The sequence below is a fragment of the Acinetobacter sp. GW821-FHT09D10 genome (assembly GCF_059416285.1).
Map to the genome: position 1 here is coordinate 519,684 of NZ_JBWKOW010000001.1, position 19,853 is coordinate 539,536.

22 protein-coding genes are annotated in these 19,853 nt (G+C 37.5%); 2 read left to right on the forward strand and 20 right to left on the reverse strand.

What is annotated here, in order from left to right; all coding sequences use genetic code 11:
* Positions 1-18: 18 nt before the first annotated feature.
* The 3 genes from AC07M3_RS02380 to AC07M3_RS02390 form a co-directional block, all read right to left on the reverse strand.
* The gene (locus AC07M3_RS02380) at positions 19-2,184 is read right to left on the reverse strand and encodes a malate synthase G (protein ID WP_494566412.1); all 2,166 of its coding nucleotides are present in this window, start codon (positions 2,182-2,184) and stop codon (positions 19-21) included.
* 367 nt (positions 2,185-2,551) lie between these two features.
* Entirely contained in the window at positions 2,552-3,694 is a 1,143-nt protein-coding gene (gene zapE, locus AC07M3_RS02385; protein ID WP_003651500.1) for a cell division protein ZapE, read from the reverse strand.
* Positions 3,695-3,771: 77 nt separating this feature from the next.
* Positions 3,772-4,794 carry a helix-turn-helix domain-containing protein gene (locus AC07M3_RS02390; protein WP_494566413.1) on the reverse strand — a complete coding sequence of 341 codons (1,023 nt, stop codon included), beginning with the start codon at positions 4,792-4,794 and terminating at the stop codon, positions 3,772-3,774.
* Between the two features lie 160 nt (positions 4,795-4,954).
* Between AC07M3_RS02390 and AC07M3_RS02395 the strand changes: the two genes are divergently transcribed.
* Positions 4,955-6,463, forward strand: coding sequence for a flavin-containing monooxygenase (locus AC07M3_RS02395; protein ID WP_494566414.1), 1,509 nt, complete (start codon positions 4,955-4,957; stop codon positions 6,461-6,463).
* A 49-nt stretch (positions 6,464-6,512) separates the two neighbouring features.
* On the forward strand, positions 6,513-7,424 hold the full coding sequence (locus AC07M3_RS02400; protein ID WP_494566415.1) for a LysO family transporter: 912 nt from the start codon (positions 6,513-6,515) through the stop codon (positions 7,422-7,424).
* On the opposite strand, the gene pyrF is transcribed toward AC07M3_RS02400, so the two are convergent.
* The 17 genes from pyrF to AC07M3_RS02485 form a co-directional block, all read right to left on the reverse strand.
* Complete coding sequence (gene pyrF / locus AC07M3_RS02405) at positions 7,421-8,119, reverse strand: orotidine-5'-phosphate decarboxylase (RefSeq protein WP_005041069.1); 699 nt, start codon at positions 8,117-8,119, stop codon at positions 7,421-7,423. The two genes, AC07M3_RS02400 and pyrF, sit on opposite strands and share 4 nt — an antisense overlap.
* Before the next feature lie 185 nt (positions 8,120-8,304).
* Positions 8,305-8,670 (reverse strand): lipopolysaccharide assembly protein LapA domain-containing protein, encoded by a 366-nt coding sequence (locus tag AC07M3_RS02410; protein WP_005041071.1) that lies wholly within the window; start codon positions 8,668-8,670, stop codon positions 8,305-8,307.
* A gap of 25 nt (positions 8,671-8,695) precedes the next feature.
* Positions 8,696-8,998, reverse strand: coding sequence for an integration host factor subunit beta (locus tag AC07M3_RS02415; protein WP_003651488.1), 303 nt, complete (start codon positions 8,996-8,998; stop codon positions 8,696-8,698).
* A gap of 156 nt (positions 8,999-9,154) precedes the next feature.
* Positions 9,155-10,828, reverse strand: coding sequence for a 30S ribosomal protein S1 (gene rpsA, locus AC07M3_RS02420; protein ID WP_005041073.1), 1,674 nt, complete (start codon positions 10,826-10,828; stop codon positions 9,155-9,157).
* 111 nt (positions 10,829-10,939) lie between these two features.
* On the reverse strand, positions 10,940-11,620 hold the full coding sequence (gene cmk, locus AC07M3_RS02425) for a (d)CMP kinase (RefSeq protein WP_494566416.1): 681 nt from the start codon (positions 11,618-11,620) through the stop codon (positions 10,940-10,942).
* Between the two features lie 10 nt (positions 11,621-11,630).
* A complete protein-coding gene (locus AC07M3_RS02430; protein ID WP_494566417.1) occupies positions 11,631-12,071 on the reverse strand; it encodes an SRPBCC family protein in 441 nt (146 codons plus the stop codon).
* Between the two features lie 70 nt (positions 12,072-12,141).
* On the reverse strand, positions 12,142-12,645 hold the full coding sequence (gene tadA, locus AC07M3_RS02435; RefSeq protein ID WP_151744057.1) for a tRNA adenosine(34) deaminase TadA: 504 nt from the start codon (positions 12,643-12,645) through the stop codon (positions 12,142-12,144).
* Positions 12,646-12,650: 5 nt separating this feature from the next.
* Positions 12,651-13,775, reverse strand: a complete 1,125-nt coding sequence (locus AC07M3_RS02440) for an enoyl-CoA hydratase/isomerase family protein (protein ID WP_080026950.1) — start codon at positions 13,773-13,775, stop codon at positions 12,651-12,653.
* Positions 13,772-14,485, reverse strand: a complete 714-nt coding sequence (gene ung / locus AC07M3_RS02445; protein ID WP_005041081.1) for a uracil-DNA glycosylase — start codon at positions 14,483-14,485, stop codon at positions 13,772-13,774. Before ung ends, AC07M3_RS02440 begins: the two co-directional genes overlap by 4 nt.
* A gap of 49 nt (positions 14,486-14,534) precedes the next feature.
* Entirely contained in the window at positions 14,535-15,131 is a 597-nt protein-coding gene (locus AC07M3_RS02450) for a 6-pyruvoyl trahydropterin synthase family protein (RefSeq protein WP_003651480.1), read from the reverse strand.
* 229 nt (positions 15,132-15,360) lie between these two features.
* Positions 15,361-16,320 (reverse strand): type II secretion system minor pseudopilin GspK, encoded by a 960-nt coding sequence (gspK, locus tag AC07M3_RS02455; RefSeq protein WP_494566418.1) that lies wholly within the window; start codon positions 16,318-16,320, stop codon positions 15,361-15,363.
* A complete protein-coding gene (gene gspJ, locus AC07M3_RS02460) occupies positions 16,320-17,135 on the reverse strand; it encodes a type II secretion system minor pseudopilin GspJ (RefSeq protein WP_494566419.1) in 816 nt (271 codons plus the stop codon). Before gspJ ends, gspK begins: the two co-directional genes overlap by 1 nt.
* Positions 17,135-17,515 carry a type II secretion system minor pseudopilin GspI gene (gene gspI, locus AC07M3_RS02465; RefSeq protein ID WP_003651473.1) on the reverse strand — a complete coding sequence of 127 codons (381 nt, stop codon included), beginning with the start codon at positions 17,513-17,515 and terminating at the stop codon, positions 17,135-17,137. The genes gspJ and gspI overlap by 1 nt, the downstream gene beginning before the upstream one ends.
* Positions 17,505-18,059 carry a type II secretion system protein gene (locus AC07M3_RS02470; RefSeq protein ID WP_005047450.1) on the reverse strand — a complete coding sequence of 185 codons (555 nt, stop codon included), beginning with the start codon at positions 18,057-18,059 and terminating at the stop codon, positions 17,505-17,507. The genes gspI and AC07M3_RS02470 overlap by 11 nt, the downstream gene beginning before the upstream one ends.
* Positions 18,060-18,068: 9 nt before the next feature.
* On the reverse strand, positions 18,069-18,677 hold the full coding sequence (locus tag AC07M3_RS02475) for a TetR/AcrR family transcriptional regulator (RefSeq protein ID WP_005041096.1): 609 nt from the start codon (positions 18,675-18,677) through the stop codon (positions 18,069-18,071).
* Between the two features lie 36 nt (positions 18,678-18,713).
* On the reverse strand, positions 18,714-19,487 hold the full coding sequence (locus AC07M3_RS02480; RefSeq protein WP_494566420.1) for a TatD family hydrolase: 774 nt from the start codon (positions 19,485-19,487) through the stop codon (positions 18,714-18,716).
* A 17-nt stretch (positions 19,488-19,504) separates the two neighbouring features.
* Positions 19,505-19,846 (reverse strand): PilZ domain-containing protein, encoded by a 342-nt coding sequence (locus AC07M3_RS02485; protein ID WP_003651467.1) that lies wholly within the window; start codon positions 19,844-19,846, stop codon positions 19,505-19,507.
* Positions 19,847-19,853: the final 7 nt, after the last annotated feature.

The following is a 19,853-nucleotide window of genomic DNA, read 5'->3' on the forward strand; positions in this document are numbered from 1 at the left end:
TTTTATGACAGGTTAAAATTAGTCACCTGTATAACCTTTTAACTTTAAACGAGCAGCATGAAGCAACGGCTCAGTATAACCAGAAGGCTGTTCACAACCTTTAAAGATGAGGTCAGAAGCTGCTTGGAAAGCGATATTGGTTTCAAAGTTAGCTGCCATTGGTTTGTACAATGGATCATTCGCGTTTTGCTCATCAACAATTTTCGCCATGCGTTTAAGCACTTCTTCAACTTGTTCACGAGTCACAATACCGTGACGTAACCAGTTCGCAACGTGTTGAGAAGAAATACGTAATGTTGCACGGTCTTCCATCAAGCCCACGTTGTTAATATCAGGAACTTTCGAACAACCCACACCTAAGTCAACCCAACGAACTACATAACCCAAAATACCTTGGCAGTTATTTTCAAGTTCGTTGTTGATCTCTTCTGCTGACCAATTTGTTTCTGGTGCAAACGGCGGAGTCAACAAGTCGTCTAATGACAACATTTCTTCAGCTTTTAACTGATCTTGACGCGCTTTTACATTAACTTGATGATAATGCATTGCATGAAGTACCGCACCAGCCGGAGATGGAACCCAAGCACATGATGCACCCGCATTTGGATGTGCAGCTTTAGTTGCCAACATATCTTTCATGCTATCTGGTTTTGGCCACATGCCTTTACCAATTTGTGCTTTACCTTGTAAACCAGACTTCAAACCAATTGCAACGTTACGGTTTTCGTAAGCAGCAATCCATTTTTGTGTTTTTACAGCTTCTTTACGAACAACTGGTGCAGCTTCCATTGACGTATGAATTTCATCGCCAGTACGGTCCATGAAACCAGTATTAATAAAGATAGTACGGTCTTTTGCAGCAGCGATACAGTTTTTCAAGTTTACAGATGTACGACGTTCTTCATCCATAATACCGATTTTTAATGACTTCGCTGGTAATCCAATGGCCTGTTCAGCACGTTCAAATAACTCTACAGCAAATGCAACTTCTTCTGGACCATGCATTTTTGGTTTAACAATATACATAGAACCTTTACGTGAGTTCTTGTTTTCGTTTTCACTACGGATATCAGCAACTGACAATAATGGTGTTACCAGTGCATCCATAATTCCTTCGAAAATTTCTTCCCCATCTACTAAAATAGCTGGGTTAGTCATTAAATGACCTACGTTACGAAGTAACATAAGTGAACGACCATGAAGTTTTGTTGTACCACCAATTAAGTTTTTAATTTCGCGGTCTTTATTTAAATCACGAACAATCGTTTTACCATTTTTCTCGATAGATTCTTGAAGCGTACCCTTCATTAAACCTAACCAGTTACGGTAGCCTTCAACTTTTTCTTCAGCGTCTACTGCTGCAACAGAATCTTCTAAATCCTGAATGGTGGTTACAGCGGCTTCAAATGTTAAATCTTTAACACCAGCTAAATCAGTTTGACCAATTGGGCTAGATGCATCAATTTCGATAATGACATGAAGGCCATTACTTAGAAGTACAACTTCTGTAGGATTCGCTTCTTCACCGTTGAAACCAACGAACTGAGCTTCATGAGCTAAACCTGTTTTTGAACCATCTTTCAAAGTTACAACAAGTTTATTTTGCTCAATCGCATATTTTGTTGCGTCTGCATGTGAACCTTCTGCAAGTGGAAAAACTTCATTTAAGAAATTTTTAGCGAACTCGATAACTTTTGCACCACGTACAGGATTATATCCTTTACCTTTTTCAGCCCCGCCTTCTTCAGAAATTACATCGAAGCCGTAAAGTGCATCATATAAAGAGCCCCAACGAGCATTTGCTGCATTTAAGCTATAACGTGCATTACGTACAGGTACAACTAACTGCGGTCCTGCCAATAATGCGATTTCTTCATCAACATTTTCAGTTGTAATTTGAAAATCTTCAACTTCTGGCAATAAATAACCAATTTCAGTTAAGAACGCCTTATAAGCACCTAATTCAAATTTGTTGTTACGGTGCCATTCATCAATTTTTGCTTGTAATTCATCACGCTTAGCCAATAATGCTTTATTTTTTGGGCTAAGATCGACAACAACTTGCTCAAAGTTCTTCCAGTAAGTTTCACTATCTAAACCAGAACCTGGTAAAGCTTCATTTTCGATAAAATCGTAAAGTTCTTTAGCAATCGCTAACTTGCCTTTTTGAATACGTGCAGTCATTGTCTTTCCTGAAGTTGCTACTTTTTATACCAAGAGAATCCTAGTATACCGATTTAAATTAAGCTGAATACTAATATCACATTCCTAAATAGTAAGCATTTTCCCTTGTGAAACTATTGACAAAGATAAATTTATCTATATAGGAAATATTAAAATTCTAACTAGGATTCCCAACAATTTATTCAATATTTAAAGATACTGAAACTAGACTTTTTGTTAACAGACAAAAAAGTTCACTATCTTATTTTTCTAAAGCGTATTTAGTTATATCAAACTTTGCAGCTTGAAAAAGCACTATTTAACGAAATTTATCTATTTTTGTTGTAAAAAAAAGCGCCCTATATAGAGCGCTTTTCATATCTATTTTTTATGCGTTTTTAGCTTCATCAATATGACGATGTTCTGAATGCAAATATTCATCAGATTGCATTTCTAATAAACGCGAACGAGTACGCTCAATTTCAAATGCTAACTTTTCACCTTGATAAATATCAATAATACTATCTTGAGAAGTTAAAAGTAATTTTACTCCACGGTCATAAAACTCATCGACTAGATAAATAAAACGACGTGTGCCTTCAGACAAGAAATCTGTTAAATGAGGGACATTACTCACCAAAACCGTATTATAGATATTTGCAATTTCAATAAAATCTGCTGGGCTACGTGGTTTAAAGCAGAGTTCAGAAAACTCACACCACAACACATCTTCTGTATGCCCTAGAGTCTCAACAATACGATTATTGATTACAATAGGCTCTTGAGAATGGGCTTGTGTATGAGTTAGTGCACTGAAACGTTCAGACATCCAGTTTTGGACTTCATTACTTAATGGTGATTTAAATAATTGAGCTTGTTTTAATACGCGTAAACGATAATCCACACCTGCATCTACATTTAAAATAGCGCAGTTCTTTTTAACCATTTCAATTGTTGGCAAGAAACGGTCACGATGAATACCGTTTTTATATAAACCATCTGGTGCAATGTTTGATGTTGCAATTAATGTCACACCACGAACAAACAGTTTTTGAAATAAATCACTTAGAATCATTGCATCTGTTACGTTTGATACAAAGAACTCATCAAAACAAATAACGACTGCATCTTTATAAATTTGGTCAGCCACGATTTCAAGTGGATTACGTTGGCCTGAAAGCTTATTTAGCTCTTTATGAACATGTTGCATGAAATGATGAAAATGCATACGTGTTTTGCGGCGAAATGGCACTGACTCATAAAATTGATCCATAAGCCAAGTTTTTCCACGACCTACTCCACCCCACATATAGACACCTTTAGGTGATGTTTGGCGGCGAAAACGACGGAAAGCTTTTTTAGAGGCTTTATAACGGTTTAAAAGTTCTTTCCATACGCGATCTAATTCTTGCACTGCCTGTGCTTGCGCTTCATCTGCCATAAACTGGCCTGAAGCTAAAGCCTCAGCATAGCGTTCTGCTGGGGAAGAAGGTGAGAATGCAGTACTATGAGAAGATTTTAAATTTAACATATCGTTTTATTTCAATTTTAACTGATAGGAGTATAGCGAACATTTTGTTCAACCACATTAGCTTTTAGCATCAAGAATTACGACGATGACTCTTTGCCATATTGTCGAGGACTCTGCCCAAACCATCGTTTAAATGCATGATTAAATGCAGCTGGTTCAGAATAACCGAGCAATTCGGCAATAACTTCTATTGAGTATTCCCTATATTCCATAAGCTTTAATGCCTTATTCTTGATGATTTGTTCACGAATTTGCTTATAACTCGTATTTAACTGTTGCAATTGATGCCTTAACGTCCTTTCAGGCATTTTCAATGCAAAAGCAGTTTCCGCCATGCTCGGGATAATACCTTGTTGCAACTCAAGATAATCTTGCACACATTGTATGATATGTGGAGTTTGGTGATCTTGTTGATTTAATCTTGTTATTTCTGTAATACATTTTGATTCATAAATACGATGTGTAATGATATCCGCTGAGGGGATCTTAATTTCAAGCACATCTTTGCTTAGGCTAAATGCTGCATATTTACCATTAAAGTGCACATCATCGCCATAGTATGCAAAATAGCGAGATAAAGTATCTGAGTCAGTTGGTTTTTCAAATGGAAGTTCTATACGCATAGTGGGCATTTGTAATCCCATCATCGTATAAATATCTTGAATAAATTTATAAGTTCCTGAAACTTCACATTGTGCCCGCAACTTGCCAATTTGTGTTTTTAAATCAACAGGCAAATAACTTAAAATGGTGCGTTCATCAGTTTCGTATAGGCCTAAAGCACCAAATAAATGAGTAAGTCTTTGATATTGTATCCCTTTATTTAATGCAATTTGAACATCATTACTTGTGACAAGCAACATAAGCAATGGTCCGTAACCAGCCAAAGCATAGTGCTGTCCTATAAATAGGCCTTTTTCAGGCTCAACATTTTCACTAATAATTTGTTGAATATCCCATTCTAGGCGATCATGAATTGTGGAACTTGGATCTAAAGCATCAACCTTAATTCCTATACCAGCCAAACGTGAGTCGACATCAATGCCCGCATTGCGCATTCCTTGAATTAAATACATTAAACCAAGTATCGACCGTTTCATTCTTCTATCAATTTCCCTAGACTCAAATGTTTTACTATAAACAAGAAAGAAAATTAATTGCCGAATCTATCAATTTTCACGTCGATACAATCATGTTTAAACTGGTTAAAAAACGTTAGTCTTGCCCGTAATCCTCCTTTTAGCTTATGCAGGGTTTCCAATGCTAAACGCAAAGCAAGATGCTATTCAAAAAACTAAAATCGCTATTATTGGTGCTGGATTTGGTGGCCTAGCAATGGCAATCCGTTTACTGCAAAATCAACAGCAAGACTTTGTTATTTTAGAAAAATCAAATGATGTTGGCGGAACTTGGCGGGAAAATCGCTACCCAGGCGCGGCATGTGATGTTCAATCTCATATGTATTCCCTCTCTTTTGCACCTAAAACCGACTGGTCAAAACGTTACGCTGAAGCACCAGAGATTTTTCAATATATTCAAGATATTACAAAAAAATATAAGATTAAAAATTACTGTAAGTTCAACCATGACGTGACTAATGTCCAATATGATGAAGCACGTCATGTATGGACTCTAGACTTTAAAAATCAGCCTTCGATCGAAGCTCAATTTGTTGTGTTTGCTTCTGGTCCTTTACACATTCCGCAAATTCCCCATATTCAGGGTATTGAAAAATTTAAAGGGAAAGTTTTCCATTCATCACAATGGGAACATGGCTATAACCTAAATGGTAAATTAGTCGCTTCTATTGGTACAGGCGGTAGCGCAATTCAATATATTCCGGAAATAGCTGGAGATGTTAAGCAACTCTATGTATTTCAAAGAACGGCAGCATGGGTCATACCACGAGATGAACGCAAATACTCTCGTTTGAGTAAAGCATTATTCAAATCTTCCAATCTTTATCGTCAAATTCATCGTAGTCGTCTTTATTGGAGTAATGAGTCACGCGTTGTACCTATTGTTCAACCTCAAATTATGAAATATGGTCAAAAGTTGGCAGAAGCTTTCATTCTCTTCCAAGTTAAAGACAAGGAAGTAGCTAAGAAACTCACACCGGACTTTGTGATGGGATGTAAACGTATTCTTATTTCAAATAAATACTTCCCTACATTTAACCGTAAAAATGTTGAGCTAATAACAGATAGCATTCAAGAAATTAAAGAAAATAGTATTATTACTAAAGATGGTAAAGAACGACCTATTGATTGTTTAATTTACGGCACAGGTTTTATTACTGACCCACGTATTTACTTAAAACATTTCACTTGTATTGGACGCAATCAAATCGAGTTGAAACAGGCATGGAAAGATGGTGCAGAAAGTTATTATGGCATTATGACTAAAAACTTTCCTAACCTATTCCAATTGGTCGGCCCCAATACAGTTTTAGGTCATAATTCGGTTATTTTTATGATTGAATCTCAAGTAAATTACATTTTACAACTGATTCAACTCGTAGAGAAATCCGGTCAAAAAGCAATTGAGATCAAACCAGAAGTTCAAGATGCTTTTAACGAGCGGGTTCAAATTCAGCTCCAAGGGACTGTGTGGCAAGCTGGAGGCTGTAGTAGCTGGTATCAATCTACCGATGGAAAAAACTTTTCGTTATGGCCAACCTATACATGGAAGTATTGGTTAGAAACGCGCAAAGTTAATCCTAAAGATTACTTACTCTTAAATAAAAGCTCACAGAGCTATGCAGCTTAAAATGTTCAAGACATAATAGGTGGGTTAAAAACAATCCACCTATTATTATATGCAATCCTTTTATCTTATCATTCAAATTTTTTTAGCACTTGCTTTCGGCTATTTTCTAGCACCTAGACTATCTCTAAATATCCGACAGTTTATTTTTAAAATACTACCCTATTTTTCTTATATTCTCTTAGCAAGTGTGGCTTTAGAATTAACACTAGCACTTGATCAAATTGAGAACCCTTCTACCATACTTCCACCAGCTATAATCATTGCACTTACCACATCTTTTAGTTCTTTTTTTACATGTTTATTGGCTTATACAATTTTTGATAAACAAAGTGTAAAAGGAAAAATCTCACTTCAACTTTTTGTAAATGCTTTAAAGAATATTGCAAAAGCCTTTCTTGCCTTAGGTGTCGGTGTTCTATTGGGAGCTATTGTCACTCAATTCAATTCACATATGGCATTTAATAGTTGGTATTTATTATTACTGTTTATTTTCTTAATTGGTATTGAACTTGCCTTCACTCATTTCAACCGTACGTGGTTAAGCTGGAAGGTTTTAATTGTACCTTTAGCTGCTTTTATAGGGTCATGTATTGCTGGCTTCTTCAACTACTTTTTGCTTAACAAGCATTTTGCACTGAACGAAACATTAGCATTAGCACAAGGTTATGGCTGGTACTCAATGTCAGGGATCTTATTTACGCAATTACATTCGGCAGAACTAGGTGGCATCGCGCTATTGACTGATTTATTTAGAGAAATTGTTGCTATATTTTTAATGTATACCATGGGATGGCGTTTTCCTCGCCCTGCTATCTCAAGTGCTGGCGCAACGTCAATGGATGCTACCTTAGCAATGGTAAAACAGTCATGTGGTACACATTATGTACCACATGCCATGATGAGTGGCTTATTATTAAGCCTACTCGCCCCGTTATTAATTAGCTTATTTCTAAATTTTTAGGCAATTGAAGCAAGAATAGATTTCAACATTTCTGTTGGATCTTCTGCTTTAGTAATCGGTCGACCAATTACCAGATGTGTAGAACCATCAAGCATAGCCTGCTTTGGAGTTACAATACGTTTTTGGTCGTCTGCATTAGAACCCTCTGGGCGAATACCTGGTGTTACTAAAGAGAAATCTTGCCCAATTAATTCACGAAGAATCTTAGCTTCTTGAGCAGAACAAACTACACCATCTAAGCCACTTTCTTTAGTGAGTTTAGCTAAGCGCTTTACATGCTCTACAGGTTCAACATCCAAACCAATATCTTTTAAATCTTCTCGACCCATTGATGTGAGTACTGTCACAGCAATCAACTGAGTTTGATAGTTACCCGCTTTTAAACGCTCTACACAAGTTTCCATCATTTTACGGCCACCTGAAGCATGGACATTTACCATCCACACTCCTAGATCAGCTGCTGCACAAACAGCCTGAGCGGTAGTATTTGGAATATCATGAAATTTAAGATCAAGAAAAACTTCAAAATTTTGTTCTTGAAGTTTTTTTACAACAGATGGGCCTTCATGAGTAAAAAGCTCTTTACCCACTTTTACACGGCATAAAGTAGGATCAAGTTGTTCAACAATTTTTAAAGCGTCATATTGGCTTTTTGCATCTAACGCAACAATGATACTCAAGAGACTTTCTTCCATCACATAAAATCAGCGTCATTATAATAGACAAGTCATCAAGTAATAAAGGAATGTATAAGGAAGGCTTTCAAATTTAGAGACAATAATGTCACGGGGACTAATTTTTAGAAAAATAAAAAGAAGAAAACACTGATAAATTAAGGAATATACTACTCTTTATTCGTGAATAAAGAGTAGTGTTCGAATTATAGCGGAGTAGAGTTTTTATCTTGAGGATAAACATCTAAAACGGTTTTTTCATGTCTTACATTTGCAGCGGCTTCTGCTGCTGCTAATTGAGCACTTTGAATCTGTTCTTTTCTCAAATGGTCAATATCTTTACGAAGACGTTTAATTTCCCAGCTTTGTTGAAACACTCTGAAAACCTGTACACCTAGCAAAAGACCGACCACCGTTCCAAGTACTAATGTGAGTAGCAATAATAAGCCTAATCGCATAGCTGGAACTTGAGTAAATAGCAAATCAACAGAAAGCTCTGTTGGATTTTGCAATACAAGGGCTAAAGAATAACCAAATACAACAATAAGCAATGCAATTAAAATATAACGCATAGGCACCCCACTTATAAATTTTTATTTATTTTCCGGATTCGTTGACTGCATCACGCAGTGCTTTCCCGGGTTTGAAATGCGGAACAGCTTTAGCTGCCACTTCAACTGATCTTCCTGTTTTAGGATTGCGACCAACTCTTGGATCACGGTGGTGTAAAGCAAAGCTACCAAAACCACGGATTTCAATTCGATTATCAGTTGATAGTGCTTCTATCATTTGATCAATCATAATTTTAACCGCCTCTTCCACCAAAGGTTCAGCTAAGTGTGGGTTTTTTAGCGCAATGCGTTCAATCAAATCAGACTTATTAAGAGCTTCAGTAGTCATCTACGACCTCGTTATTTATTGCTACTCTATGTCGTCTGATAATAACCTGTTTAAATACAAAACGGTAGCGTAGTATGTTGAATACTACGCTACCGTTTACAGTAATTTGTATAAAAAGTACAATTCCGTTACATGAAACTGTACTTTGTTAACCTATTACTTCATTTGTGCTTTAATCAAGTCACCAATAGTCTTAGGACCATTTTCTTGACTTGTTGTTGCTGTACGTAAAGTAGCAACTGCTTCTTTCTCTTCAGCTTCGTCTTTTGCTTTAACAGACAAGTTGATAGAGCGAGATTTACGATCAACGTTGATGATTTTCGCTTCAACTTCTTGACCAACTTCTAAGAATTTAGTTGCATCTTCAACGCGGTCACGGTTGATTTCAGAAGCTTTAAGAGTAGCTTCTACTTCGTCAGCTAACTTAACAGTTGCGCCACGAGCATCAACTGCAGTTACAGTACCTTTAACTAAAGCACCGCGTTCGTTAGCAGCTAAGAAATCATTGAACGGATCGCTGTTCAATTGCTTGATACCAAGGCTGATACGGTTACCTTCAGCGTCTACAGACAAGATAACAGCTTCAACAGTGTCACCTTTCTTGTAACGACGAATAGCTTCTTCGCCTTGCTCGTTCCAAGAAATATCAGACAAGTGTACTAAACCGTCGATACCGCCGTTCAAGCCGATGAAGATACCAAAGTCAGTGATAGACTTGATAGTACCAGATACTTTTTCGCCTTTCTCATGAGCTTTAGCAAACTCTTCCCATGGGTTAGCACGAGTTTGTTTGATACCAAGGCTGATACGACGACGTTCTTCGTCAACTTCAAGAACCATAACATCAACTTCATCACCAATCTGAACAACTTTAGATGGGTGGATGTTTTTGTTAGTGTGGTCCATTTCAGAAACGTGAACTAAACCTTCAACGCCTTCAGCGATTTCAGCGAAACAACCGTAGTCAGTTAAGTTAGTTACACGAGCTTTAACGATAGAACCTTTAGGGTAACGGCTCATGATCGCTAACCATGGATCTTCGCCTAATTGCTTAAGGCCTAAAGATACGCGGTTACGCTCACGGTCAAATTTAAGTACTTTAACAGTAACTTCTTGACCCACTTCAACAACTTCTGAAGGGTGCTTGATACGTTTCCAAGCCATATCTGTGATATGGAGAAGACCATCAATACCGCCAAGATCAACGAATGCGCCGTAATCAGTAAGGTTCTTGATAGTACCTGTAACTGTTTGACCTTCTTCAAGTTGAGCAAGTAATGCTTCACGGTCAGCAGAAGATTCAGCTTCCATAACAGCACGACGAGATACAACAACGTTATTACGTTTAGCATCAAGTTTGATTACTTTAAACTCTAACTCTTTACCTTCAAGGTGAGTAGTGTCACGGATAGGACGAGTGTCAACTAATGAACCTGGTAAGAATGCACGAACAGGACCGATGTCAACAGTAAAACCGCCTTTAACTTTACCAGAGATAACACCAGTAACGATTTCGCCATCTTCAAAGATTTTTTCAAGTTTAGTCCAAGTTTCAGCACGCTTAGCTTTTTCACGTGATAAAACTGTTTGACCCATACCGTTGTCAAGAGCTTCAACAACTACGTCAACAGTATCGCCAACTTGAACTTCAAGTTCACGTTGTTCATTTAAAAATTCAGCACGGTCAACAATGCCTTCAGACTTTAGGCCAGTGTCAACAGTTACCCAGTCGCTATCGATGTTTACAACAACACCTTGGATGACTGCACCCTTTTCAACGTTGAGGTTTAATTCACTTTCTTCAAAGAGGGCTGCAAAAGATTCGGTCATGATATACCTGATAAATTCAGCGGTCTTGGATCAGACAAGGCCGGTTTAGTTAAGTATCAACATAGTCTTTATAAACTGATCAAGCTATGCGTCAACTGATAATTCTATTTGCTAAATGGTACGGCTATCGACATAATCAACCATCAACTTAAATACCTGATCGATCGTTAATTCCGAACTATCAATGATATAAGCGTCTTCGGCTGGCTTGAGTGGAGCAACTTCTCGCTCCATATCTCTTTTGTCACGCGCCTGTATATTAGCTAAAATGTCGTTTATTTTAGCATCTAGGCCCATGCCCTGCAACTGTTTTACTCTTCGCTCGGCACGCGACTCCGCTGAAGCCGTTAGATAAATTTTCGCATTTGCTTCAGGAAAAATAGCTGTTGCCATGTCACGGCCATCTGCAACTAAACCAGGATTTTGTGCAAAAGCTCTTTGTCGCTCAAATAATGCCTGTCTAAGTTCTGGAATTGCTGCAACTTTCGATGCATATTCACCAACCCGTTCTGTACGAATTGTTTGAGATACATCTTCGCCATCTAGAAAAACTAAAATCCCTAATGCGGAAGTTTCAAATTTAATATCTAGTTGACGTGCATATTGAATGCATTCATCGAGCTGACTGTCTAATTTCTCTAATAAATCGTGTTTATGTAATGACAACCCTAATAAACGATATAAGGCACCCGAATCGAGTAAATGATATTGATAATGTGCTGCAAGTTTTGCGGCCAATGTTCCTTTACCCGAACCACTCGGACCATCAATAGTAATAATTTGAACTGTCATTGAACTCTCACTAAGAAGCAATTGCTTTAGCTAATCTCGAAAAGCCTAGTGTAATGGCTAGTTTTAGCTGTGCAAGGATTAATTTACTTACCACCGGAGCTTTTGCTGTTAACTCGATGCGGTATGTAACTAAAGTTATATATGGGGTAATTTCAGAAAACTCGATTCGACCTAAATGGTGTTTAATCAAAGGATTGTCTATTAATTTATATTCAATGCTTTTATTTTCTTCAAGCAATGTAATTTCTTCTTTAAGTGGCTTGATTGGACCAAATCCCATACGACGAACTGAACCTAAACCATCAGGTCTTTTAGAATCTGCTGAGTCTTTTACACGTACAACTTGTAACGGTGCAAAAGCAGTATTATAAGTTGAATGTTTAGAGAGGAAGTTAAATACATCACCAAGTGGAGCATTAAATTCTTTTTTTACGGTAATTACATTACGCATTGAATATTCCTTATTAAATAGAATCATGGCAGTAAAATCGCGTTAGTTTGCCATAAGCTCATGTTACTTTTTAATCATTTAAGGACGTTTTTTGTTGTTTTTCTAGTTTCTTTTGCTCACGTCTTTGTTTAAAAAAATGACTGAGTTGTTGGGCACATTTTTCTTGTAAACAACCATGCTGAAAGGTAAATCTGTGATTGTAATAACCATGTTGTAGTAATTGACGAGCGCTTACCAATGAACCTGCTTTAGGTTCTGTTGTACCAAAAACCACATGTTTGATTCTTGCATGTACTAATGCGCCTACACACATTGTACACGGCTCAAGAGTGACATATAAAATTGCATCTTCAGGTAATCGATAATTTTCTAATGATAAACACGCTGCACGAATAGCCTGAATTTCTGCATGTGCAGTTGGATCTAACAAACTAATTGGAGCATTATATCCCGATCCAATCACTCTATTTTGGCTCACCACAACCGCTCCAACTGGGATCTCACCCTGCTGAGCGGCTAATTCAGCTTGCTCGTAAGCAAGCTGCATCCAATATTCATCACTATATTCAGTCATGTATTTTAGGTGATCACACCATGTTGTCTAAGCAAAGCATTCCAGCTATCTATTGAGGTAACTGGTGGACAATCAGCTAATATACCTCTTAGGCTTAGGTCTTCACATGGTTTCCATTCTGGTGATAAATCTTTATCAACCAAGCGTGCACGAACACCTTCTACAAAGTCAGGATGACGAATTTTCCACTCAGAAATCTGAGCTTCTAAGTCAAAGACCTCATCCCAAGAATGTATTTGTTTACCCCATTGCCACAGCAACCAAGTAATTGCCGCAGTACTAGGAGATCCTTTTTGCAAGTTCTCACTCGCTTGGCGGAGCCAATCACTGCTAGCATCACGCAAGCTAACAATAGCTTGGTAATCTTGTTCAAAATTAAAACCACGGCAAACGCTATGAATCACATCTAGCGAGTTTTGCAACGGACCTGCCGCAACAGGGCGATGCAAACTATTTAAAGTATCATCAATTGCGCGGAAATCCCCTGCAGGATAATGAGCCCAATTAATATTTAAAACTTTTTGCAAAACATTATCACGCTGTGCTTCACAAATATGTGTTGCCCAACCGATGCTATATGCTCCAGCGGCTGTCATGATTGAACCAGTTAAACCAGTAAACAAACCTACTGGACCACGATCTGCTAGGAAACGGCTCGCCCCGACATCTGGATATAAACCAATATTAATCTCAGGCATTGCCAAACGAGAATATGGGGTTACTAGACGGAATGGTGCTGCCATGAACAAGCCCAAACCACCACCCATAACATAGCCTTCGCCCCAAACAACCACTGGTTTAGCATAATTATGTAAAAGTAAATCTAAAGCATATTCTTGCTGAAAGAACTTATTAGCAGTATCTACCTCTTGATTTATAACAAGTTGACGCAATTTTCTAACGTCGCCACCTGCACAAAAAGCTTTTGGTGTAGTTGAATCTAACCAAATTGCTTTAACGTTCTCATCATCACGAAAATCTTCAAATACACGCAATAATGCCGTTACGATTGATTCATCTAAAGCATGCAATGATTTAGGACGATTCAAACGTACTATACGCCAGCCGTTTTTTGCTTCTTCAACCACCAAGTCCGGGTGATAGTTATTTACATTGGGAGAGTTCATCATGCGTCCAATTGCCAGTCTATGGGCTCAATGCCATGTTGTTTCAAATATTGATTTGTTTTTGAGAACACTTTGCATCCAAAAAAACCACCTCTATTTGCAGCAAGAGGTGACGGATGTGCGGCGGTTAAAACCAAGTGTCTATCTCTATTTATACGTTGTCCTTTGCGCTGTGCATAAGCACCCCACAAAATAAATACCACATGTTCTCTTTGCTCATTCAAAACATCAATGACTTCATCAGTAAATGCTTCCCAACCTTGCTTTTGATGTGAAGTTGGCTGCCCAGCTTCAACAGTAAGCACACTGTTCAGTAAAAGCACCCCTTGTTTAGCCCATTTCGTTAAGTCACCATGGCGAGGAGCTGGAATACCCAAATCTGTATGCAATTCATGAAAAATATTACGTAAAGATGGTGGTAATGCAATACCTTTTTGAACAGAGAAACTTAATCCATTCGCTTGGTTCGGTCCATGATATGGATCTTGTCCCAGAATAACGACCTTCACATCAGCCAATGGTGTCGTATTTAGAGCACTAAAGATTTGTTTACTCGGTGGATATATTATTTTTTGTGCTTGCTTCTCTTGAAATAAGAAATCGCGCAAATTATCCATTTGAGGACTTAACAAAAAAGGTGCTAAAGATATTTTCCAGCTTTCTTCTAATTGAACTTTACTGAGTTTATCTTGCTGTTGCTCAGTTAATTGCATTAATGTCATCCTAGATCAATTTTCAATTCTACAAATAGAGTAATTCGATTTACACTTCGACTTGCAAATCAACTTGAGGATTATTAAATTTCATCCCTTTTTTCAAGTCTTCATACATTTGCGGATTTGCCCACTCTATCTGAATTTGTTCTGAAAAAACAATTCCATCAAGACTTAAGATCCCCATTTGTTCATTTTGAATATCTTCAATAAAGCTTTGAGCATATCCAGTATCGGTCTCATGAACAATAACTGAATAAACCTCAACATCACCTTCCCCATTTTGAGTGATTGTTGATTGCAAAACTTGCTGAGCTAAATAAAAGAAAATACGAGAAAACTGTTCAGCTGAGGGTGAAACCGGTAAAGAAATCCAGCGAGCACTAAAAGTCTGACAAGCATCAATATATTGAGAATCATCTTTTTCCCAAAAACAGATTGCATGATCAAAGCTGTCAATAAGGTCTTTTATTACGCCTTTTAAAAGCCCAAAATCATAAACCATTTGTCCATGATCTAATTTGGAAGCTTTAAGCAATAATTCGACTTTATAGCTATGTCCATGAATTGATCGCTTACAACGATCCGATGTACAGTTACGTACAACATGTGCATTTTCAAACTTAAATAACTTGCGAATTAACATGTGCCAAATCGATCATTCCTTCTAAGAACATTATTATAAAGCAAAAGACAAAAACTTCGCACCACTTTTCAATTAGAAACAATTAGCGAAAAGTATGATAAGACTTGTGAAGAAATATTGAAGATAAGCATATGGAAAATTTATATTTATTCTATTATGTCCATTAGAGAAATTCCTAAAAATGACTTTTCAACAACATGACCCAAACAAATAAATTACAATTTTTCAACTAGTTAAATGGTGACATATTTCTAGAATAAACATAAACCTGCTTATCATTACGCATGAGTGCACTTGTAAATTGTCTTTTTCTATTATTAAGCATGACCTCAATTTGTGCTTGAAAAAAACTCGACTTTACATCTAACAGGCTACTCACCTCAGTTCTCTTTTGAGTATCGACTGTTGAAAAAGCATTCAATTGCCATAATTCATCAACATTTTGAAAGAATTTTAAATTTTGTTGGCGCATTTGAAGTTCTTTTTCTACCGCCCCTACATCCAACTTTTGATCAATACTCGCTAAGACTAATGGTGAAGCAGTATTAATATTCACTTTTGTATTCTCGGGTAATGCCGAAATATAAGGGGCTATTAAATCATATTTCTTGCCGTCAAAACCTCTTACTAATTTCAACTCTTCAATACGATGAAATTTAGCGTTTGAAGCTAAATAGCTAGGATCAAGGCTTTCATAATAGCTACTTTCTGCTCCCATAGGTCCAGATGGTTCTTCATCTGGATCTTGCCAATCGATAACTGCTTGACTTAACTCTGCTGGCAAGCCTACACGTACAAGTAAGCGCTCAAACCAGCTTTTGGCAGCTTCATTTACCTTACCTTCATTGGTTGTTAAATTGTTTAAGTTAAATTTGCCTGACTCCTCGATTAAACGCCCTGATACAGATCCATCTTCTATGGGAAAAGGTGGCATTGGCTGTGCCCATGTTTCCTTTAAATGATCAACGCCACCTGCATTGTTTGCATCTTGAATTAATAACTCAGAAAAAAAAGCTTCTGCACTTTTGGCATATAATAATGACTGATTTTGACGCATTAAATACCCAGTGTTTTCCATCGTATTGGTTTGATGCTTTGCAATAGAGGCAGCTAAAATTGTAGCCAATGCCACCATAATCAAAATTGTGAGCAAAGCTACACCTTGCTGGCTCTTTTTATAGTGCAACATTATGCCCCTCCTTCTTTGGAGAGCGATAAATTCCCTTGGTTTAAGCTATAAATCCACTCATAACTTACACCAGCAACCGTGAGTTGTATTTTTATTCCTTTCGGTAGCTTTCTAAACTCTTCGGGCTTTGTGGGATCAAGATTAATTTCTGGCCACTTTGTCACTTCTTGCGGCGTTAACACCATAATTTGAAACTGTTCAACTTGACTCAACAAAGTGCTAGATAAAGGTTGCTCTCGGTTTGAAGTATTTAAATTACTATATTTAAGACGATAAAGCTTTTTTTGATCAGGATCATATCGATATTCAATACGCTCAAAAGGTGATAACCCTTGTTTTAAGGGATCAGTAACACCAGCCTTACTAAAATAGAGTACTTGGTTATCAAGTTCTAATGCGGGATGAAGCTGTCCCCCTTGATTTGCCGATAAAGGTATAATTTGTAATGTATCTCGCAAAACTTGTTGATACGCATCTTGTAATTCAAATAGCTGCACTTCATGTTGAGCATTACGATCACGGACTTTTAATAAATAATCAAAAATCTTCCAACCTAACAAAGATAAAACAGCAAAAATTGCAATTGCGACTAAAAGCTCAACTAAAGTAAATCCTGAGGCACGAGTTAATCGAGCACTGCTCGATCGTGCCGTAAGACGAGAAACTGTGTTTCGAGTGTGAGAGTCTTTAAAGCAACGCTTTGTCCGAGCGCAAGATGAAGAGCTGTGCTCGGAGTAGCCCCTCATGACCCGCTCCGATCGTGCCGCAAGACGGGAAGCTGTGCTTCGAGAGTAAAAATATTTATTTTTTATCATTATTTTGCTTTCATTGGATAATTAAAAAACACCAAATGGGTAATACCATTTTGAACTTTTCCTTTATCAGAATCATATAAGCTAATTTGTAAATCTACTTTCTGAACATTCGGGCTGATTGTGGATTCAGCAGATTTATCAATCTGCCAAGTTTCCCCCTGAGAAGTAACCTGCTTACTTTGAGTGCCTTGAAGCCATTCTTGATTTATCTCCATTAAGGCTACTTCATTCATTGCCACAAACTGAGCTTTTGTTCTAAGAATTGCATTTGAGGTAGATTGGGTATATTGCATGGCCACTTTAGTTAACGCGACAGCAGCTACTGCAAAAATTGCTAAAGCTACCATTACTTCTAATAGAGTAAAGCCTTTAGATTTCATTTATTTTACCCAAATGATCAATTTGTATTTCTGAACCAATTGGTTTTTGTTCAAAGTAAAACTGTATTTTAACTGTTTTAGCTTCACCATTTCCAAACCAGATTAACTGAGGAGCTTGTCCTCCAACTAAATCGGTATTAGTCGCTTTTGAATAGGTTTGACCATCTAGAGGTTGTACTGTAAACGATACATGTTTAGGCAATTGGCGCGTAGTAAATTCTGGGTATTTCTGCCAGCGGTTTTTTAAATCTTGGACCTGTAATTTACTCTGATCGTGGTATTCATACAGTTCATAGGAAAATGGGGAAACGTCAGTCTCACTCAGAGTAGATAAAGCTAAAACACGAGATTGATCAAGCGACTCTTTACCAATTTTATGTACATCAAGCAAAAATAATTCTCTTGCTTGCATCGCTTTCTTTTGGTCAACCCCACCGATGTTGAGTACAACTAGAGAGGTCATAATCGTCATAATAACAATCACCACCATCACTTCAATGAGGGTAAAACCTTTTTGTGATTTAGGCGGTGATTGAGATTTCATATCGACCTATTAAGCATATTGTTCAACAGCTTGTTTAGGTAAGGCTAATGCCTGATCAATATAAGCCACTCTTAACGTGTCCCTTGAACCTAAATACCGTTGGTAAAAACTTGAATTGAGAATAGCTGCTGCACCATGAGTTAATGACCAAATAGATGCCAGATAATCTCGAGTTGTCATATTACTTTGAATAGATTCTAAATAGTGATCTGTCATGCGAATGATAATTCGTAATCGCTGTTTACGCACCTGATAAAGTTCATTAAAAAGGTGATGCACACCTTGAGCTGTAATCGAAAGTTTTTCCTCAATTTGATGAAATAAAACTGTCCGCTCAGGATGATGTAAATGATGCAACATGAAAAAGGCCAAATGTTCTGGAAAAGCCTTTTCAGTATCTTGAACCATTTCTAGTAACATACGTTCATTACGAATAATCAATAGCATGTACAATTCATCTTTACTTTGAAAGTGTTTGTACAAAGTTCCTTTTGCTAAATCAAGCTCAGCAGCCAAGACATCAAGTGTCATTCCGGCTTCGCCATTTTCTAGCAATAATTGCTCCGCAACCTGAAATATTAATACTTCTCTTGCTCGGAACTGAGCCTGACGATCCATCTTCACGCAATTACTCTCTTATATAGTTTCTATAACTTAAATCGCTTTTAGCAAGTTCTCAAAATTTTGTGAGGTGATCATTGCAATTTCCTCAACCGATTTATCATATACATCACTGAGCGCTTTGGCTACATAAGGCACATATTTTGGTTCATTTGTTTTACCGCGGTATGGAACAGGTGCTAAATAAGGGCTATCTGTTTCAATTAAAAGTCGATCTAGCGGAACTTGTTTAGCTACATCACGCAAGTCTTGTGCATTTTTAAATGACACAATACCTGAAAAAGAAATGTAATAGCCACAATCCAATACAGCCTTAGCTGTTTCCCAATCTTCAGTAAAACAATGCAAAATTCCATGCGTAGAATGTTCAGCACGGATAATATCTACCGTATCATGCTTTGCTGAACGCGTATGAACGACGACTGGTTTTTTTACAATTTTCGAAGCTTGGATATGTCTTGCAAAACATGCCTTTTGCTCTTCAACAAAATCTGTACTGTGATAATAGTCCAGTCCAGTTTCACCCAGAGCCCATACTTTTTCCGACTGAGCTAATTCAATCAAGTGCTCGGTCGTTGCACGTGCCATCGTATCTACATCTTCACAAGGATGCACACCTATCGTATAACCAACGTCTTCATGCCTATTTGCAATTTCTGCTAGTGAAATATGGTCATCAAGATCAACGGAAATTGCCATAAATTTAGACACTCCTTCTGCTCGCGCTGCAGCGAGCGCAAGGTCCAGATCACCGTTATAAGGCGTTAAATCTAACATCGTTAAATGGCAATGCGTATCAACAAACACTTTTCTATCCTATTTGATTACATGGTATAACTTGGACGATCTAGAGACATACTACCAGCCAAAACTCTTTCTGCCTCAGCTTTATAGTAAATTCCCTTATCTCCACTTAATTGAATAGCAAAACCTTGAGGTTTAAATCCACTTTGCTTGTGTGATATCCAAATTACCTTACCAGTGAGAGGAATTTTTTGAGACTGCTCAGGCAAAGTAGCTAAAATGAAAATTTCTTGTCCCATCTTTACCTTTTGTTTTGATGGTACAAATAGGCCTCCACCTTGCACATATCCCATATAGCTTGCTTGCAAAGTAGCTCTATCAGGAATATTTACCTGAATAATCCCCCCCATTTGCGGTTGCATAATCTTC